The sequence below is a fragment of the Trichlorobacter thiogenes genome, assembly GCF_900167465.1.
GTDB lineage: Bacteria > Desulfobacterota > Desulfuromonadia > Geobacterales > Pseudopelobacteraceae > Trichlorobacter > Trichlorobacter thiogenes.
In genome coordinates, this window is the sequence record NZ_FUWR01000010.1 from 30,485 (window position 1) to 45,962 (window position 15,478).

Annotated in this window: 13 protein-coding genes; 1 reads left to right on the forward strand and 12 read right to left on the reverse strand. The window is 51.1% G+C overall.

Translation table 11 applies throughout. The features are described 5' to 3' along the window. Positions 1-126 precede the first annotated feature (126 nt). Entirely contained in the window at positions 127-1,800 is a 1,674-nt protein-coding gene (locus tag B5D39_RS09725; RefSeq protein WP_078790274.1) for a methyl-accepting chemotaxis protein, read from the forward strand. 381 nt (positions 1,801-2,181) lie between these two features. Here the strand turns inward: B5D39_RS09725 and B5D39_RS09730 are convergent, their stop codons facing one another. The 12 genes from B5D39_RS09730 to B5D39_RS09790 all read right to left on the reverse strand — a co-directional run bounded on the left by B5D39_RS09730 (position 2,182) and on the right by B5D39_RS09790 (position 15,462). Continuing rightward, a complete protein-coding gene (locus B5D39_RS09730) occupies positions 2,182-2,853 on the reverse strand; it encodes a response regulator (RefSeq protein WP_161947472.1) in 672 nt (223 codons plus the stop codon). 33 nt (positions 2,854-2,886) lie between these two features. After that, positions 2,887-3,825, reverse strand: coding sequence for a PAS domain-containing protein (locus B5D39_RS09735; protein WP_078790277.1), 939 nt, complete (start codon positions 3,823-3,825; stop codon positions 2,887-2,889). 32 nt (positions 3,826-3,857) lie between these two features. After that, a complete protein-coding gene (locus tag B5D39_RS09740; protein WP_078790279.1) occupies positions 3,858-4,898 on the reverse strand; it encodes a PAS domain-containing protein in 1,041 nt (346 codons plus the stop codon). Between the two features lie 481 nt (positions 4,899-5,379). Continuing rightward, the gene (locus B5D39_RS09750; RefSeq protein ID WP_139366748.1) at positions 5,380-5,706 is read right to left on the reverse strand and encodes a hypothetical protein; all 327 of its coding nucleotides are present in this window, start codon (positions 5,704-5,706) and stop codon (positions 5,380-5,382) included. Positions 5,707-5,719: 13 nt separating this feature from the next. Next, entirely contained in the window at positions 5,720-5,914 is a 195-nt protein-coding gene (locus B5D39_RS09755) for a hypothetical protein (protein ID WP_078790282.1), read from the reverse strand. A gap of 216 nt (positions 5,915-6,130) precedes the next feature. Beyond that, positions 6,131-12,418: a hypothetical protein gene (locus tag B5D39_RS09760; protein ID WP_078790283.1), complete on the reverse strand. Its 6,288-nt coding sequence runs from the start codon at positions 12,416-12,418 to the stop codon at positions 6,131-6,133. Between the two features lie 3 nt (positions 12,419-12,421). Next, positions 12,422-13,687 (reverse strand): hypothetical protein, encoded by a 1,266-nt coding sequence (locus B5D39_RS09765; RefSeq protein ID WP_078790284.1) that lies wholly within the window; start codon positions 13,685-13,687, stop codon positions 12,422-12,424. A gap of 12 nt (positions 13,688-13,699) precedes the next feature. Further along, complete coding sequence (locus B5D39_RS09770) at positions 13,700-14,266, reverse strand: hypothetical protein (RefSeq protein ID WP_078790285.1); 567 nt, start codon at positions 14,264-14,266, stop codon at positions 13,700-13,702. Between the two features lie 11 nt (positions 14,267-14,277). After that, positions 14,278-14,793 (reverse strand): hypothetical protein, encoded by a 516-nt coding sequence (locus tag B5D39_RS09775; RefSeq protein WP_078790286.1) that lies wholly within the window; start codon positions 14,791-14,793, stop codon positions 14,278-14,280. Further along, entirely contained in the window at positions 14,771-14,998 is a 228-nt protein-coding gene (locus B5D39_RS09780; protein ID WP_078790287.1) for a hypothetical protein, read from the reverse strand. The genes B5D39_RS09775 and B5D39_RS09780 overlap by 23 nt, the downstream gene beginning before the upstream one ends. 4 nt (positions 14,999-15,002) lie before the next feature. Beyond that, positions 15,003-15,257, reverse strand: a complete 255-nt coding sequence (locus B5D39_RS09785; RefSeq protein ID WP_078790288.1) for a hypothetical protein — start codon at positions 15,255-15,257, stop codon at positions 15,003-15,005. Next, entirely contained in the window at positions 15,238-15,462 is a 225-nt protein-coding gene (locus B5D39_RS09790; protein ID WP_078790289.1) for a hypothetical protein, read from the reverse strand. The genes B5D39_RS09785 and B5D39_RS09790 overlap by 20 nt, the downstream gene beginning before the upstream one ends. Positions 15,463-15,478 lie beyond the last annotated feature (16 nt).

Here is a 15,478-nt window from a genome sequence, read left to right on the forward strand (position 1 = left end):
GGAGCGGTACCGGGAAAAAGCAAGACCACTGGCCGTATAAGCTATAAGAACCGTTTGTTTTGCGATAGATTTGCGGTATAAGGAAAACCACTCTGATGCCCACCGGCATTGCGTAAGGATATTACTATGGCAAAGAACCTTGGATTTGGATCACAGCTCATCAGAACTCTGCTTGTTAGCGGTATCCTCCTCTCCCTGGCCGGGCTGTTTGCAAGGCAGATTCCCCCGGATGGACTACGTTTCTTCTTTGCCATTACTGCAGTACTGTTTCTGGCTGTCCTGCTGGTGCTGGCATCCCGGAAGCTGCCCACCAGGGTCAAACGCCTGGCCGGTGTGATGGATCAGGCGGCTGAAGGAAACCTCTCTGTGCGAGGAGAAGATCTCTCGCCTGATGAAGTGGGGATGTTGAACAGTAATTTTAACGAGATGCTGGAGCGCCTGGGCAAGGTTGTGGGGAGTATTCGCAGTGCGGTTGATGAACTGCGGGCAATCGGTGCCAATGTTGGCCATGTGGCATCTCAGGGACTGGCCCTGGCAGAGGGGCAGAAGGATACAGCTGACCGGACCAAGGCAGCAGCTCGCCAGATTAAGTACTCGGTTGAAGAAGTGACCTCGTCAGTGGAGGGGCTTTCTGGCGCTGCCGGAACCAATGCCGCATCAATCCAGCAGATGGTTTCCAGCACCGTTGAAATTAATCAACTGGTAGAGCAACTGCTCCGTTCGGTTGAGCTGGTCAGTGATTCGATTGTCAGGATGGCGGGCGGCCAGAATGATATTAATACAAATGTGCAGCATCTGATGGAGAATGCTACCCGTACCACGGTGCTGGTTGCTGATATGGAACGTTCGGTGCGACAGATTGAGGAGAGTGCCCAGGCCACAGCCCGCATTTCGGTGGATGTGTTGAGGGATGCGGAGTTAGGCAACACCTCGGTCGAAAGTACCATCAGCGGCATTCATCAGATCCGCAGTGCCTCCCACACGGTGCAACAGGCCATTGGCAACCTTTCGGTGTATGCTGCCAGTATCGGCACTATTTTGCAGGTAATTGACGAGGTGACCGAGCAGACCAAGTTGCTGGCCCTGAACGCCTCGATTATTGCTGCCCAGGCCGGGGAACATGGCAAAGGCTTTGGCGTGGTGGCCCATGAGATCAAGGAGCTGGCCCGTCGGACCACCGCCTCAACCCGTGAGATTGCCGAGATCGTCAACGGTGTTAAGGAAGAAACTGATAAGGCGGTTATGGCGATTACCCTTTCAGAACAGGCCGTAGTGGAGGGAGAACAGCTCTCCCACCGTTCAGGAGAGGCTCTGCACAAGATCGTTAAAGGGGTCAAGATCGCCACTGAGCAGGTCAATGAGATTGCCTCTGCAACGGAACAGCATGCCCAGCAGGGTGAAAAGATGCGGCTTGCCATGGAAGAGATGGGTGCCATGGTTGAGCAGATTGTGCGGGCTTCCAGCCACCAGACCCGCGATGCCGAGGTAATCAATCAGGCCTCTGCAAGTATGCGCCAACTGGCTACCAACGTGCATATCAATGCCCGTTCCCATAATGATGCCGGATCTGCCATTGCAGATTCCACCGACACCATTGTCAGAATGATTGAAGAGATCAGACGGGCCTGTATGGTGCAGTTGGAAGGCAGCGAGCAGATCGTCCACACGGCAGAAGAGATGGAAGAGGCAGCAACCGGCAACCTGAAAACCACCAGAGGGATGGAGGAGGCGGTCAGTGGTCTGTCCCGTCAGATCAAGAGTCTTGAACAGGAAATGGCCGGATTTAAGACGGTTTCCTGATCAGTTTCAGGAGAAAATATGAAGGCTAAAGTTCCTGCTCTGGAGATACGAAAAGATAACTAACAGGTCCTTTTGCAGTTGATAACAATTTTGAAAGAAGGTGAGCAGGATGGCATTCGGTACCGTAGTAGCGCTGTTTAAATCAGGGAAGGTCTCTCTTGAAACGGCTGCTGATATGCTGGTACACAACCTCGGGTACTGTAACCGTGCCATGGCGTACGCCCTTCTTAATGCAGCCCGGAGTACATGCTGAACATTCAAATACCTGCTCCCCTGAAATGACAAAAGCCCTGCACCAAATTGGTTGCAGGGCTTTTTTGTGTACTGGATTGTGGGGATGCAGAGAGCAGGCCCAAAGTACAAACTAGCCTACATTTGCTATCAGGGGCTTGATGCTGCTTCCGTTAGCCGCTTCATCTCTGCCATCAACATGCTTATATCAACCGGCTTTGGAATGTGTGCATCAAAGCCTTGTTCTAAAAGCCTTGCCCGCTCATCGGACATTGCGTGGGCGGTTAAGGCGATAATTGGGATGTGACGATCTGTGCCTCGTTCTTGCTCTCGTATCAGACGAGCTGCTTCATCACCATCCATTATGGGCATTTGGATATCCATAAGAATGCAGTTAAATTGATTGTGGTTGATCTGCTCAAGCACTTGCAGGCCGTTTTCCACCGTCGTGATCGTATGACCAGCCCGGCTCAAAACCTTGGCTACGAATTCGGCATTAACCCTGTTGTCTTCTGCCAGGAGTATGGTGAGTGGCTGAAGGTCAGAAGAACTGCACGGTTTGTCATTTTTTCGCAACGGTTCTGATGTCAATGACTCAGGGATCGCATAGCTTAGCTCTACATAGAAACTGCTGCCGTGTCCTTCAGTGCTTTCTGCCCAAATCCGGCCCCCCATTAATTCAGTTAATCTTCGGCAGATAGCAAGTCCAAGACCGCTTCCACCGTATTTTCTGGCAAATGAATTGTCTGCTTGCTCAAAGGGAGTGAATATTCGCTCCTTTTGTTGTGCTGTCATCCCGATGCCGGTATCTGTGACGCTCATCCGGATTAGGGCATAATGGCTTTTATAATCCACTTATTGGCCGGAAACACATATGCTTCCCCGCTCTGTGAATTTGATTGCGTTACCTATTAGATTCAATAGTATTTGGCGTGTACGGAGCTGATCACCGTGTACGATATCTGGTACATTGTCAGCGATCTTGATCTGAACTGACAGATTTTTCTGCTGTATTTGAAATTGTTGGCTGGTAATAAGCTCTTGAATGCAGCATCGTAAGGAGAAATCGGTCTTTTCAAGCTCCAGTTTGCCTGCTTCAATCTTTGAAAGATCAAGAATATCACTGATCAGGCTTGTCAGGGTGATCGCAGATGTTTCAATATTTGTAAGATAATGTTCCTGTTCGGCGGTAAGGTTTGTCGTGTGGAGCAAGTGGGCCATGCCTATAATCCCGTTCATCGGGGTTCTGATTTCATGACTCATATTGGCAAGAAAAGAACTTTTTGCTGAATTTGCAACTTCTGCAGCTTCTTTTGCGATCTGCAGCTGTTGTTCTGCCTGCTTACGGGTGGTTATATCCAGGACACTCCAAACCGCTACAACCTCGCCTGTTACAAGCTCCAGTCTGACTCCATTAAAGACACACCAGAAAATACTGCCATCTTTACGCCGCCATGGGTACTCGGCACTGAAATTTGTTTTGCCATCGAAAGCCTGTTTGAAGTTGGAAGCCCAGTTGTCATGATGTTGCCTGTCTACGTGCAAGATCTCGGTTGATTGGCCAACCAGCTCAGATTCATCATATCCACCAAACATTTCACAGAAATATTTGTTCACTCTGGTGATTTTGCGATCTAATGAAACAATAACGTGGGCTGAACCATCATTTTCAAATAGTGCTTGGAAGTGATCCCGTTCAGCCTTTAAAGCCAGCTCAAACTGCTTTTTCTCGGAGATATTTCTGATGACTCCCAGCAGTGAGATGATTTCATCTTTTTCATTGCGAAAGGGCACTGCGTGAATGTCTAACCAGACCGTAGCCCCTTTCAGTCCTGTCCTGTAATCTCAAATTCAAGTGTTCCGGGGCTGCCTTGAAAGACCTGTTTTGCAAGAAGTTTAAAAGACTCCTGGTGTTTGATCGGTATTACACTACAAAAAGGTTGATCTTTGATCTGTTCAAGGGAATCTGCCTGTAGCATTGCCAATCCAGCTCGGCTCACCATCAAAAAGTTGAGGTCAGTATCCAGTAGCATGACACACTCAGGCTCTGTGTCGATGATTGTGTTTAAGAACCTTTCGCTATCAGCTAAGGCCTTAAGTGTGTCATTAAACTCCTTCTGGATTTTCTTTCTTTCGGTAATATCACGGGCGATGGCTAATACAGAGTTTTTGCCTTCATAAGAAAAAAAGACGGAAACCATATCTACATACACCGTTGTGCCGTCTAAACGGAGCAGTTCTTCTTCGATCACAGGGTTGTCACCCAGTGACCAGGCATTTTTAATCCTTTGCGTTACAAGATCACGCATGGCCGGGTGAACGAAATCAAGAGCACGCAGGCCATAAAAATCCTCAGGTTTTTCACCTCCCAAAAGTGCTGCCGCTGCCTGATTCATAAAAACGAACTTACCTTCACAATGAACAAAAATTGCGTCAGGTGAGACTTCAACAACCCTCCGGTAACGATCTTCACTTTCGGTAAGGGCTTTTTCAATGAGCTTTCGTTCTGAAATATCCCAGGCGTATCCGACCATGCCTGCCAGTTCTCCTTCAATAACGACAGGCGTTTGGTAGATGTCAAACCAGCGCTTTCCGTCATTAACTGAAAACTCTTTTTCTATATGGATCGGCGTGCTGTTGGTTACTACGGCTTTCACTTCTTCAGAGATTTGATCAGCAACTGTGGGGTCAAAAAAGTCCCGAATGGTTTTCCCAATCAGGACATCTGAAGACCTTACGCCAAGGTATTCTGCTAATTTCTGGTTTGCTGCTAAATAGCGCCCGTCCTTGTCCTTCATCCATGCAGCAAAGGGGAAGTCGCTGAAAACGGTCTTTTGGAAATGGTCCTGCAGCTTTTTGTTTTCCAAAGTGTGGCTTCCTCCAGAGGGTGGTGGGTCGCACTAGTTCTACTGTATTATCTTCTGTTTTTGCGGGGCCTTTTTGTGTAAATAGTCCCCATAAAATCATTGGTTTAAGCATACCATATCGATTGCATTGGACAAGACAAAAGAAAAAGCCCTTGAAAATTCAAGGGCTTTTGGATGTAACCGGACGGTGCCGGATTGTGTGTTGGTGCTCAGTCTCTCGAACTGATTTTGTAACATGCTGTTATTTGATGTAATGTTTTTTGGATAGCTTGTTGTGATATCCCTAAAAATATCCCCATAGATTAAATATTCTGCCCTTGTTCTGTCTGCTTTATGGTCCTTACCATAACACACAAGTCACTAAGTCTGTCTACCTGTTCTTCCTTGGTTAAATGATTCCACTCTTCAGCAAGGTCACTGACTTCACGATCCAGAATATTCAATAGGCATCCGGTGTAGAATGTGGGTGTTTGTGTAGTGTTCATGGCTGCTGCCCTGCCGATCTCAGTTTTTCTAATAGCTCACTGTATTCACTGTGTGACTTATCAACTGCCAGCTCAAGCAGGTCATTCAGGTCTACCAGTATATTTACAAATCCGCTGAACATATCGTCATCTTCTCGTAACCAGTCCGGGTCCTCAAGTGCAAGAGTAGAAAGCATTTTAAGTCGGGTTTGACAGGCGAAGAAACACGAGTCAGAAACAAGTTCTTTGTGGGTTTCGGCTGATGTAATCTGTCCCTGCTGTTGTCTGTTTGTTTTGCGGGCCATGGCTGTTGCTCCTTTCGTGTTGGCGTTTGTTTTAGACATAGTGTGCGCCCCTTTAAATAAATGCTTCGAGGCGGTCACACAGGAGTTGCAGGCGATCACTTAAGTCGTTTATTGATTCGTGCATGCCCACTTCAAAGTCGTTGTCTGGGTTGCCTCCAGAAGCTCTGGATAAAATATTTACTTTCAGTACTTCCATTAACAAGTCGTGGTGAATATCGTGCAGTTGATCCTTGGCGGTTTTAGGCATAAGTCCTCCTGTTCTGGTTAAGAGAGTGATAAATTCTTTGACTACGCTGCCTGAAAAAAACGTATTGCGTAAGCTATTTTCTTTTGGTAGTCTGCATGTAACATATTGATGTTACTTATTTTGTGTCCGCAATTATTACGGACAGACCACCATTAAACAAGAAAGCCGCCCTGGTTCCCCGGAGCGGCTTTCTTGTTGTCTGAATGCTGGTGTTCATTATCCCTGCCGGTTCTGTTTCTTCCTGATCATCAGCGGATACAGAAGCCGTTTCTCTTCAGGCGTTGCCGCTTCCCATACCCGCTGCGCTTCTTCCAGTGACAGCCGTTTGAATGCCACCTGTACCGGGGCCATCCGTGCATTCTGTGCAATATGGTGGGCCTGTATGCTGCTAATCTTTCTTTGCTGTACTGCTTCGTTGATCTCCTGTATTGCCTGCCTTGGATCTCTCCGGGTAAGGCTGGTCAGGTGTGCAATCAGTTGGCCTTTTTCAAACTGTTCCTTGGTTTTGGTGCCTTGCGGCATCCTGCCTTGTACCAGTTCACTTGCCAGCTTTTCTGCCTTGGTCATGTTCATACTTGCCGGGGCTGGCATTATGCCAATCAGCGGGGCCAGCATGGCTGCTACTGAGCCACCACGTTCTTGTTCTTTGGCAACTCCCTTCATCCAGAACGGTACAAAGGTTTTGGCGGTAAAGCCTGCAACCTGCAGCAGTTGCATTGCCGGATTGTCTCCGCTGTGCCTGATCTCAGTACCGTAATAGTCCTTGTTCCTGATTGCGTCACTGATCAGTGAAAGCATGGGGTGTGTCTTGTGTAGTAGCGTGCTGCCTGGCTGCTGGACGTAGGCATATACGTCCTTCATGTAGGTGGGCAGCATGAACCGTTCAGGGTTGCCCTTTTCATCCTTCTTGCCGGTTTTAAAAGCAACCAGGTCTTTCCAATCGTCTGGTGGTTCCCCGGTAAACAGGGCGGTTAAGAGTGCATTGGCAACGGCGGTTGTAACCAGCATAGACAGGGTATAGGCTGCCCGGTCTGTCAGTTCCGGTTTCTTTCCGGTAACAAGGCCTTTCAGGTAGCCGGTCAGGTCTTTGATACCGCCGCCTACTTCCAGAATGGTGCCGCCTGTCCAGCCGGGTGCCCTGATGATTGCCTGGGTAAGGTTCTTCGCAATGCTATGAACAAAGAGGCGATCATACACCACTTGCCCCAGACGGCTGTCCACGCGGTTCCATATCATCTGCATGGCTTTACGGGTCTGGTCATGGCTGGCGTTAGGGTTTTGCTTGCTCCATGAATGGGCCATTTCAGCAAATACCCCAAATTTCTGCCGGGGCACCAGCCATTCAAGGATTGGTCTGGCTGATTGTTCCACCAGTGCAGGCAGCGCCCTGATTGCAGCACCGCCCTTGTTACCGTCAGCCCACTTCTGCAGCAGTTCCTGGGTTGTATTGGTTTGAAAGCGGGAATCCATCAAGCGCCTTGCCCCTGCCATCTGCAGCCATTCCATCATCTGGGGCATTTCCTTGGCTGCCGCTTCATCACCCATCCATGCTTTTAATACCGTATCTCCCAGCTTAGGGTTCAGATACCATGCCGCCGGTGCCTGTTTCAGATACTTGACAGCCTCTTTGAAGTCGCCCCGTGCAAGGGCCTTGATACCAAGTGCCCCGTGGGATATGACCGCCTCCAGAGAGGTGAAACCGGCATGGAAAGCAGAACCTACACCAAGTTGAAACTGATTCAGCATGTTGGCGGCCTGCATGTAGCCACGGAAAGGAGCGCCCACGTACTTGTTGGTGTAAAGGCCTTGGGATAGATAGTTGTTAAAGACCTGGGCCACATCTTCACGGGCAACATAGCGGTAGCTGCTCACTTCTTCAGTCCCGCTTTCAGGGGTCATAAAGCCCTTCTTGGTCACAATCCCATACTTACCGGCAATGTCAGTGAATCCGTCCGGCATTTTCTCTGCAGCCGGGATCAACTGCACCAGCTCGCTTGCTTCCATAGCCTGCAGGGCTACATGGGCATTGATGTACTTATCCATTTCAGCCAGCTTCAAAAACACCAGGTCAATCGGATTAGTTGATACCAGCTCGTGCTTGGCCTCAATCCCTGCCAGCACATCATCAAATACCCGGCCTTTGGTGAAGCCCTTACCACCTTCGAGCGGGCGTTTGGACAGGCGGCTGATAATCTCTTTTTTTGCATCCTCCCCACGCTTCCAGATATGGGGGAAGTAGTTCTCGCGGGTCTGCTCAAGGGCACCGGTACCAAGTGACTGCACCTTGGCTGCCTTCTCTTCAAACATGGCCTTGATGGTATCTGCCAGACGCTGCAGTTCAGGGTTTGCTTGCTGCTGTCCGGTGTCCATCCGCTGCATGAAGTCAATACGCTTGGCTTCCGGCATGGTGTTAAACAGTTTGTCGGCAAGGGTGATTGAGTGCTGCATCAGGTCAAGCAGCTTGGCAGTGCTGGTGGTGGCTTTCTCAGTCTGATTAACCGCCTTGTTCAGGTTGCTGATAAACTGCTCTTTGTACCGCTCCCGTGTGCCCATGCCTTCAATCAGGATACGGCCTGCCTCTTCTGCTGCTTCACTTCTCTGCATGGGGGCTGTTGCAGCCTTCAGGCCATCCCATGAAGCGGCCAAACCTTCCTTGGCTGTTTTAAGGGCTGGCTTCAGATCGTCTTTAACAAAGGCTGATTTATCCGCTGCCTTGTTCAGCCTGTCCACGGTTGCTTTAACCTGGGTCAGTTTGTTGTTGATCTCTTTCAGGGAGTAGCGGGGGGATTCGGTAGCGGTTGCGGGCTGTTGTTCCCAAGCCTTGCCGGTTGCTATCTGTTCCATAATCTGACCGGTTGAGCTGAACAGGTTCCGAATCCTCTGGAAGAATTGATAGATAGCCCGTAACCAGAGGTGCCCCTTTTTCTGGTCAAAGCTGCCGCTATCTTTCAGACGCTGGTATTCCTGGGCGGCGGCCTCTTCGGTGCCGAACTTGGCAAGCAGTGTGGTCCGCTGTTTCTCATTCAGTGCCAATGCCATTGCAGCGTGAAAGGTTTCGTGGTGGATCTCGCCAGTACCGGCTTCAGTCAGAGAGATAACAGCATCACGTCCCATACGTTGGAACATGGCCACCGGTACTTCGTTGGCGGTTGGTGTACGGCCATAGGATGCTTCAGCAGCCTTGCTGTTAAACTGGATTTCATCTGTGCCGGATATCCTGATTGTTGAACCGTTTTTCAGGGATACGGTGAAACCTTCAGCCCCTTCTTCAATCTCCTGATTAGGGAAAGCCTTGGCAACCTGATCAATGGTCAGATTGAAAACCGGCCCGCTTTGTTGGCTGGCTGTCTCTGTGGCTGGGTTTTGCTGGTGGGGTGGTGTCTGTGTGCTGTCTTGATCCTGCAAACCTTCCTGAAGGCTATAGCGTGAATATTCGGTTGTGTTAAAGGTGCCCCAGTTTTCAACCGCCTTAAAGTTGCGGGGATCAAACACAACAGAGTTAACCAGCTTGCCTTTTGCAATCAGCAGCACCCCGTCATGGCCTTGTTGTTGGGCCTTTTCCATCGCGGCCCGCGTCATTGCCTTGCCGGTCATAAGCAGTCGCTTTGGGTTAAGCATCCGCTGGTAGAATTGCTCTGTGGCGTACTGGTTGCCGTGCATGCCGTCAACACCGTCAAGGTGATCTACCGCCCCTTCATGGGGTGCCATCCAGATCCAGCCCTTTGTTTCAAAACCTGAATGAGCGCCTGCAAACTCTGAATGGTAGCGATTGATTGTGCCTGGCGACGTGTGCCAGCCTTTCACCACCACCGGCTTCCCGGTTGCCAGACTGTTTGCTGGAACAGCATCATCAAGGGATATGACCGGGGCGTTATGAGACCAGAGACGGAAAAAGGGGGATTGTTCGCCACGCTCTGTGTACCAGCGGCCAGCCAGATCCTGCACGGCCTGGGGGTCATGTTGTGCCGCCTGCTGTTCAAAGGTGGGGTCAAACTTGATACGGATAGCATCAGCAGTAAGGTTTGCAGCAGCCTTTGCTGCAACGGTCAGCGGCTTGGTGGGGCTGTCAAGGGTAGCTGCAACCGCTTTAAAGTCCGGGGCGAGTTCAGGCTGTTGCCGTGCCATTTCAGACCAGAAAGCGGGATTGTGGTAATGCTCTACAAGGGCTTGTTTGATTGGTCTGGTGAAACGTTCTCCGATGATAGGGGTGCTTTCAACCTGTTCTGCAAGCTGGTCTGGAGTGTGCCCAGTAATCCGCTCAAGGGTGGTTCCTCCAAGGTTCGGTTTACCTGTTGCAGCTGTTGTTGCCCCTTGGTGTACGCCTGCAGTTCTTCCTTCATCAGTTCGTTCATGGTGGGCACCTCCGGTTGTGTCTGCTGTCAGTATACCGCTGTTGTCGGTGTTTTTCAAAGAGTACATCGGTGCGCTGTCATGTGTCGGGTTCAGGTCAGAAACATCAAAGGGGGCTGCAGAAAGATCTTGTTCAACGTGGGTCTGGTGCTGGTTGCTGTAGCTGTGCTCTTCCAGCAGTTCGCGCATGGAATCCAGCGGCTTACCCTTACTGCTGATAACATGCAGCATCCCCGCTTTACCTGTTTTGCTGGCGTGGCGGCTTAAATCTGCAACCGCGTCTTTAATGCTGGCACCCCATTGGGTAATTGCCTGTTCCCGGTTGATACCGCCCAACTTGCCAATGGCGGTTACCAGATCATCATGCACCGGATTGACGGCACGGTTTGGCTTGCCGTGCATAGTGGGCGATTTTTGAGACGCAACAGAATTCAGGGTGAATGGGTGAGATACCGCGTCCAGCTGCTGCACGGCTGATGGTGTCTCCTGCTGCTGCTGTCCGGTTAGCCGCTTCCACTCCTGTATCAGGGCTTGGCCGGTTTTGTCGAAGGCCCTGACGTTCATCAGGTGCGTCATGCCGTTGCGTATCTGTTCATCTGCCCAGTGGTTGGCAAGGGATAGTTCATCAGGTTGCGGCATGGTTACCGGCGTCCGAAACTCAGAAGGTCCGCCCAGCAGTTCAGTAACAGCAGGCCCGGCGCTGCGGATCTTCAGTTTTTCCATCTGTCGGAGTTCTGTTTCTGAAAGCTCTGCCCCATTGTCCAGCCTGTTCTGCAGAAACTGTAACCGTGCCTCTTGCAGCCGGTTCAGTGGCTGCTGTTGCTGCAGTTGCTGTTCTGCCTGCTGTTCTTGCTGTACCTGCTGCATCCCCACACCACCAGAAGCAAGGGCTTTACCCAGCGGGCCATCAGATAACGGCTGAATCGGTGCCGCTGTCTGGTCCTGCTCCTGTTCTGCTGGATGGAATACGCCGGGGGTAAATGGTTGGATGCTGTCTTCATCCAGATTCAGGCCATAGGGGGCGCTGCCGGTTTCTTCGTGGCCATGAATGGCATCAAAGGAGCGGGCGGCAAAGTTGCTGGCTGCTTCTGGTGATACCTTGGTCAGCTCTGAGTATACCTGTTCTGCTGCTGCTGATCGTAATTCACGGGGGGCCTGTGGGTTGCTTAGTGCGTCTGCTGCCTGCACCATGCCGCGACTGTGGGCCACATGGGCAGGTATGCCAAAGGGTGCCAGTAGTGCCGTCATACCAAGGCTGGGAAGCACGGCGCTTTTTGCAGCATTCCACGGGGTTTGCTGATCATAGCCGTAATGTTGTTCCACCCCGGCTTCTGCTGCACTCTGCGCCATCTCTGTCGCGGTTTCTCCGGCAGCTGTTTTAAAGACCTGTTTGCCGTAATTGGCGGCCATGGTTGGAATGCTGAAGTTTTTAAGAACCTGAGACGCGGCCTGTTGCTCTACCGGGGCAAGGAACTTTCCAAACAGCGGCCTTGATAATTTACCACCTATGCCCAACAGCTTGCCACCTATGGCACCGGCTGCGGTTTCTCCACCCCATTCAATGCCGCCCGTCATTCTGGCAGCATTCAAGGCGTCCTGTACCCGTGGATCGCCCTGCATGGTTGCTGCCTGTTCAGCGGTCAGGCCATGCTTGGCAAGTCCCTTTTCAAAGGTCTCCTGTGCTTGTGCCATACCGGCAGGCAGGGCAGCCAATGCAGAGCCGCCTATCAGGGCAACACCGGCAGGGGCACCGACACCGGACAAGGTTAAGCCAACACCGGCAGCAGGGGCTATGCTTTGCGGGATCATCCGGGCACCCTTGGAAAGAGCGTCAACAACAGGGCGGCCTGTCGTATCTCCGGGCATCATATCCGGTAGCTTTTCAATGGCGTCAGTGGCCTCAACCAGGCTCTTGCCTTTTTCATAGACGCTGTTGCCGGGACTTGATGAATACTGCATTGCACGTCCGGCCATACGGGGCAGGTCTATAAAAGCCCCGGCCTTCAACTGGCTCCAGATTTCCCCCAGGCCAGAACGTTGTTCCGGTTGGGGTGGTGGTGGGGCTGGTGACTTGAAAGCCGCAAGCTGCCGGTCAATATCTGCAGAATCAATTTGTACATCATCGAAAAAATTTAAACGGTCATAGAGTCCCATAACCTAACCCCCATTGACTGCATCCCGCTTGGTTTGGAAGCGGTTGAAGTCTGGCATGTCTATGGCATGTCCGTTCTTTTGGGCCACGGCGTACACTTTGGCTGCTGCATCATTGTGGGGCATGTGCTGCAGCAGTTTTTGATAGTGCGGTTCATATGCTTTGGGAAGAACTGCGTACTGCCCGCCTTGCCGGTTTGGTGGCATCATAAACAGCTTGCCATTGGGGTTTTCAGCCTCAGCGTGCAACTTTGCATAGTAGTTCAGCTTGGGGGCTACATCGGTGGGAAGATTAAGCTTTGACCAATTAGACATTAACCCTTTCACCCGGTCTGTGTAGTCCTTCTGGCCCTGTTCCTGCTGTTTGCCAAGTGCAGCCTGTTGCGCCTTGGCAGTGTTTGCATCACCAGTAATACCGGCAGCCGTTACATGGGCATCAGCGTTGTATTTTACGCCTGCAAGCTGCTGGTCAGTTGAGTACCGGTCACCCTGGGCTTTAATTCCTGCAATAGTCTGGGCCTGCTGATTACCCAGCAGTGTTTTGGCGCTTTCCATTCGGCTATTGAATCCAACCAAATCCTGTGCGGCATTTCTGCGGGTAATGCTGCTGGCACGGGGATCATTAAGAATAGCCTGTGCTGCAGTTTCTTTACCGCTCATAACCGGCAGAGCATTAACTGCATTGACCTTGTCAGCGTGTGCCACCTGTTCGTTATAGGTTCTCCCCTTGTCGTCAAGCAGGCTGTTGCCTGATGTTCCGATACCGGCAATGGTACGCTGGTTGATTGCATCCATCCGGCGCACACCGTCTGCAGACATGCCTGATTCTTGCATTTTACCCAGGGTCTGCAGGTTGTCTGGTGTTATGCCGGCAATAGCCTTGGGTGTGCTGATAAGGCTATTGCCGCCTGGAGCAGAGGCACCAGAACCGGCGAGACTAAAACCGGCAATGGGCTGTACTTGTGGTCGGTTGACAGATGTTGCCAGTGGGCCTGCTATTGCCTGTGTCGGGTTTTGGGGTGGTGTCCCACCTTGTGGAGATGTACCCGGCTTATAGCCTGCTATGGGTTCAACAGGGGATGTGCTTGGTATCTGGTTTTGTTTGTAGTAGTTGGAGCCTGCAGTTGTACTGAAGCCATCCGTGGGGGAAGCTGCCAAACCTGCAATAGCAGGGGCTTCTGTTGTTTTTTTCTGCTGTTTTGAAGGGTCAAATACCTTGCTGGTGTCGTATGAGGTACCAGCTATTCCTTGTTTCATTGTTTCGTCTGCCATGGTGTTTCTCCTTTAAAGGCTTATTAGTACTTCGCTGGTGTCAGGTTCTTCCGGTAGCTCAGGTACTGTAACGATCTGTTCAAACGGTACAGGCGTGGCGCCGTATCCCCGCATGCTAAAATCGTTTAGTTGATCAATTAAACGGTCAACCGGTTCTTTGAATTGCGACTGATTGCAGGCGTATGACCGGAGCTGTTCTTCGTCGCCTGTCTGCAGGCTGCGGCGGCGTAGGATCGTGTTGAAGAAAATACCGAAATCGGCATCCTGTTTCCGCAACCGTTCAATGTTGTTGATGTTGTCAAGGGCAAGCCGTACCTTTTTCATGCGGTCGTCAAACTGTTTGGCGGCGGCACTGTAGGGGGCCTGTGCTGCTGCGGTCAGTTGAATCTTTTCCATTTCAAGCGCTTGCAGATCAGCGGCGTCCTTGCTGCCGTTGGCGTATTCAACCAGCAGGCAAGGGTACTCCTGTTCTATTTCTGCCAGCCGCTGCTGCCCCTCGTCTCGACGCATGAAAAGCTTGATCCTGGCTGCCATCAGGCGGTTGTGTTCGCCGGATAATTGCTCTTTGGTAAGTTGCATGTCTGATCCCCTCAGTTGGTGTAGGTGGGGGTGCATTGGTCTGCACCTTTCGAAATAAGGCTGAGCAGTCCCAAGAGGTGCTGATTTTGCTGCATCAGCTGCACAAGACGGGCCTCGGCCTGTTCTGCCCGCTGTGCTGCCTGTTCACTGGCTGCGGTGTACTGGCGGGATATCCGGTACATCAGCTCCATTGCCTCCAGAAACGCTGCCGGTTCCCGCTCGCCGTCCAGGATTTGATTTTGTACTTCATGCAACAGTTCCAGGGTTTCAGACTCAGTGCGGTCGGTTCGGGTAAGGTCGTCGTCCTGTAGAATCAGGTAGTCAGCAGGGGGGTCCATTTCAAGCCCTGCAATCTCTTCATCGGTGGCGGGTCGTGATCCATCGGGGAACAGCAAATCATAAAGATCAATAAAATGATCGCTTACGGCGTCCTGATCCCCTTCAAACAGGGCGTCTGCAGTCTGGCGTACATGTTGTGCAATTTCGTCAAGGGTGACGTTACGGTTAAGCTGTGGGTTGGTTGTCATGGTGCTGTCCTTTCTGGTTTAAGCTAATAAGGTTATAAATTTCTTCCACTTGGTGTTTTTGTTCCCAGCAAAATGCAGAGAAACTGTGGGCGTGCCAATCATCCATACCGCCGTCTGGTATTGCCCCAGCAAGAGCCATACGCAGTATTTCAAGGTTCCGGCTGACTACATCAAGTTGATTAAGGATTTCGGTGGCGTTTTGCATGGTGTTATCCCCTTTCCGTTTGCTGGATTTCAGCTAGTGATCGCTGAATCACTTCGATTGTGCCGGCAAGGCTGTCTTCAGTCATTTCCGCAAAGGCAGCTATTGAACGGATGCTGAAAGCAATGTCGGCCTGATTGGCTGGTTCCCGCAGCGCTGAAAGACTCAACCTGATCAAGCGTTGTTCAGTTTTGAAGGACTCCAGGTTGTCCACAATGTCCTGGACATTAAATATAATGTCCTTAATTTTGGTTGTCTGCATGGTGCTGTCCTTTCTGCTGTTCCATTTCTTTGTCATGCTGCTCAATGATGCTGCGGGTCTCGGTTTCGAGGTTGATAGCGAACATTGCCAAGGCTTCGTTTTCAAACTCCTGCATCCCTTCTTTTGTGGCGGATACAAGTGCTAGCCTCAGTATTGCGTGTTTATAGGACAGCTGTTGGAGGCGGTCGCTTACGGTGTCGAACATGGTGTATCTCCTTTCT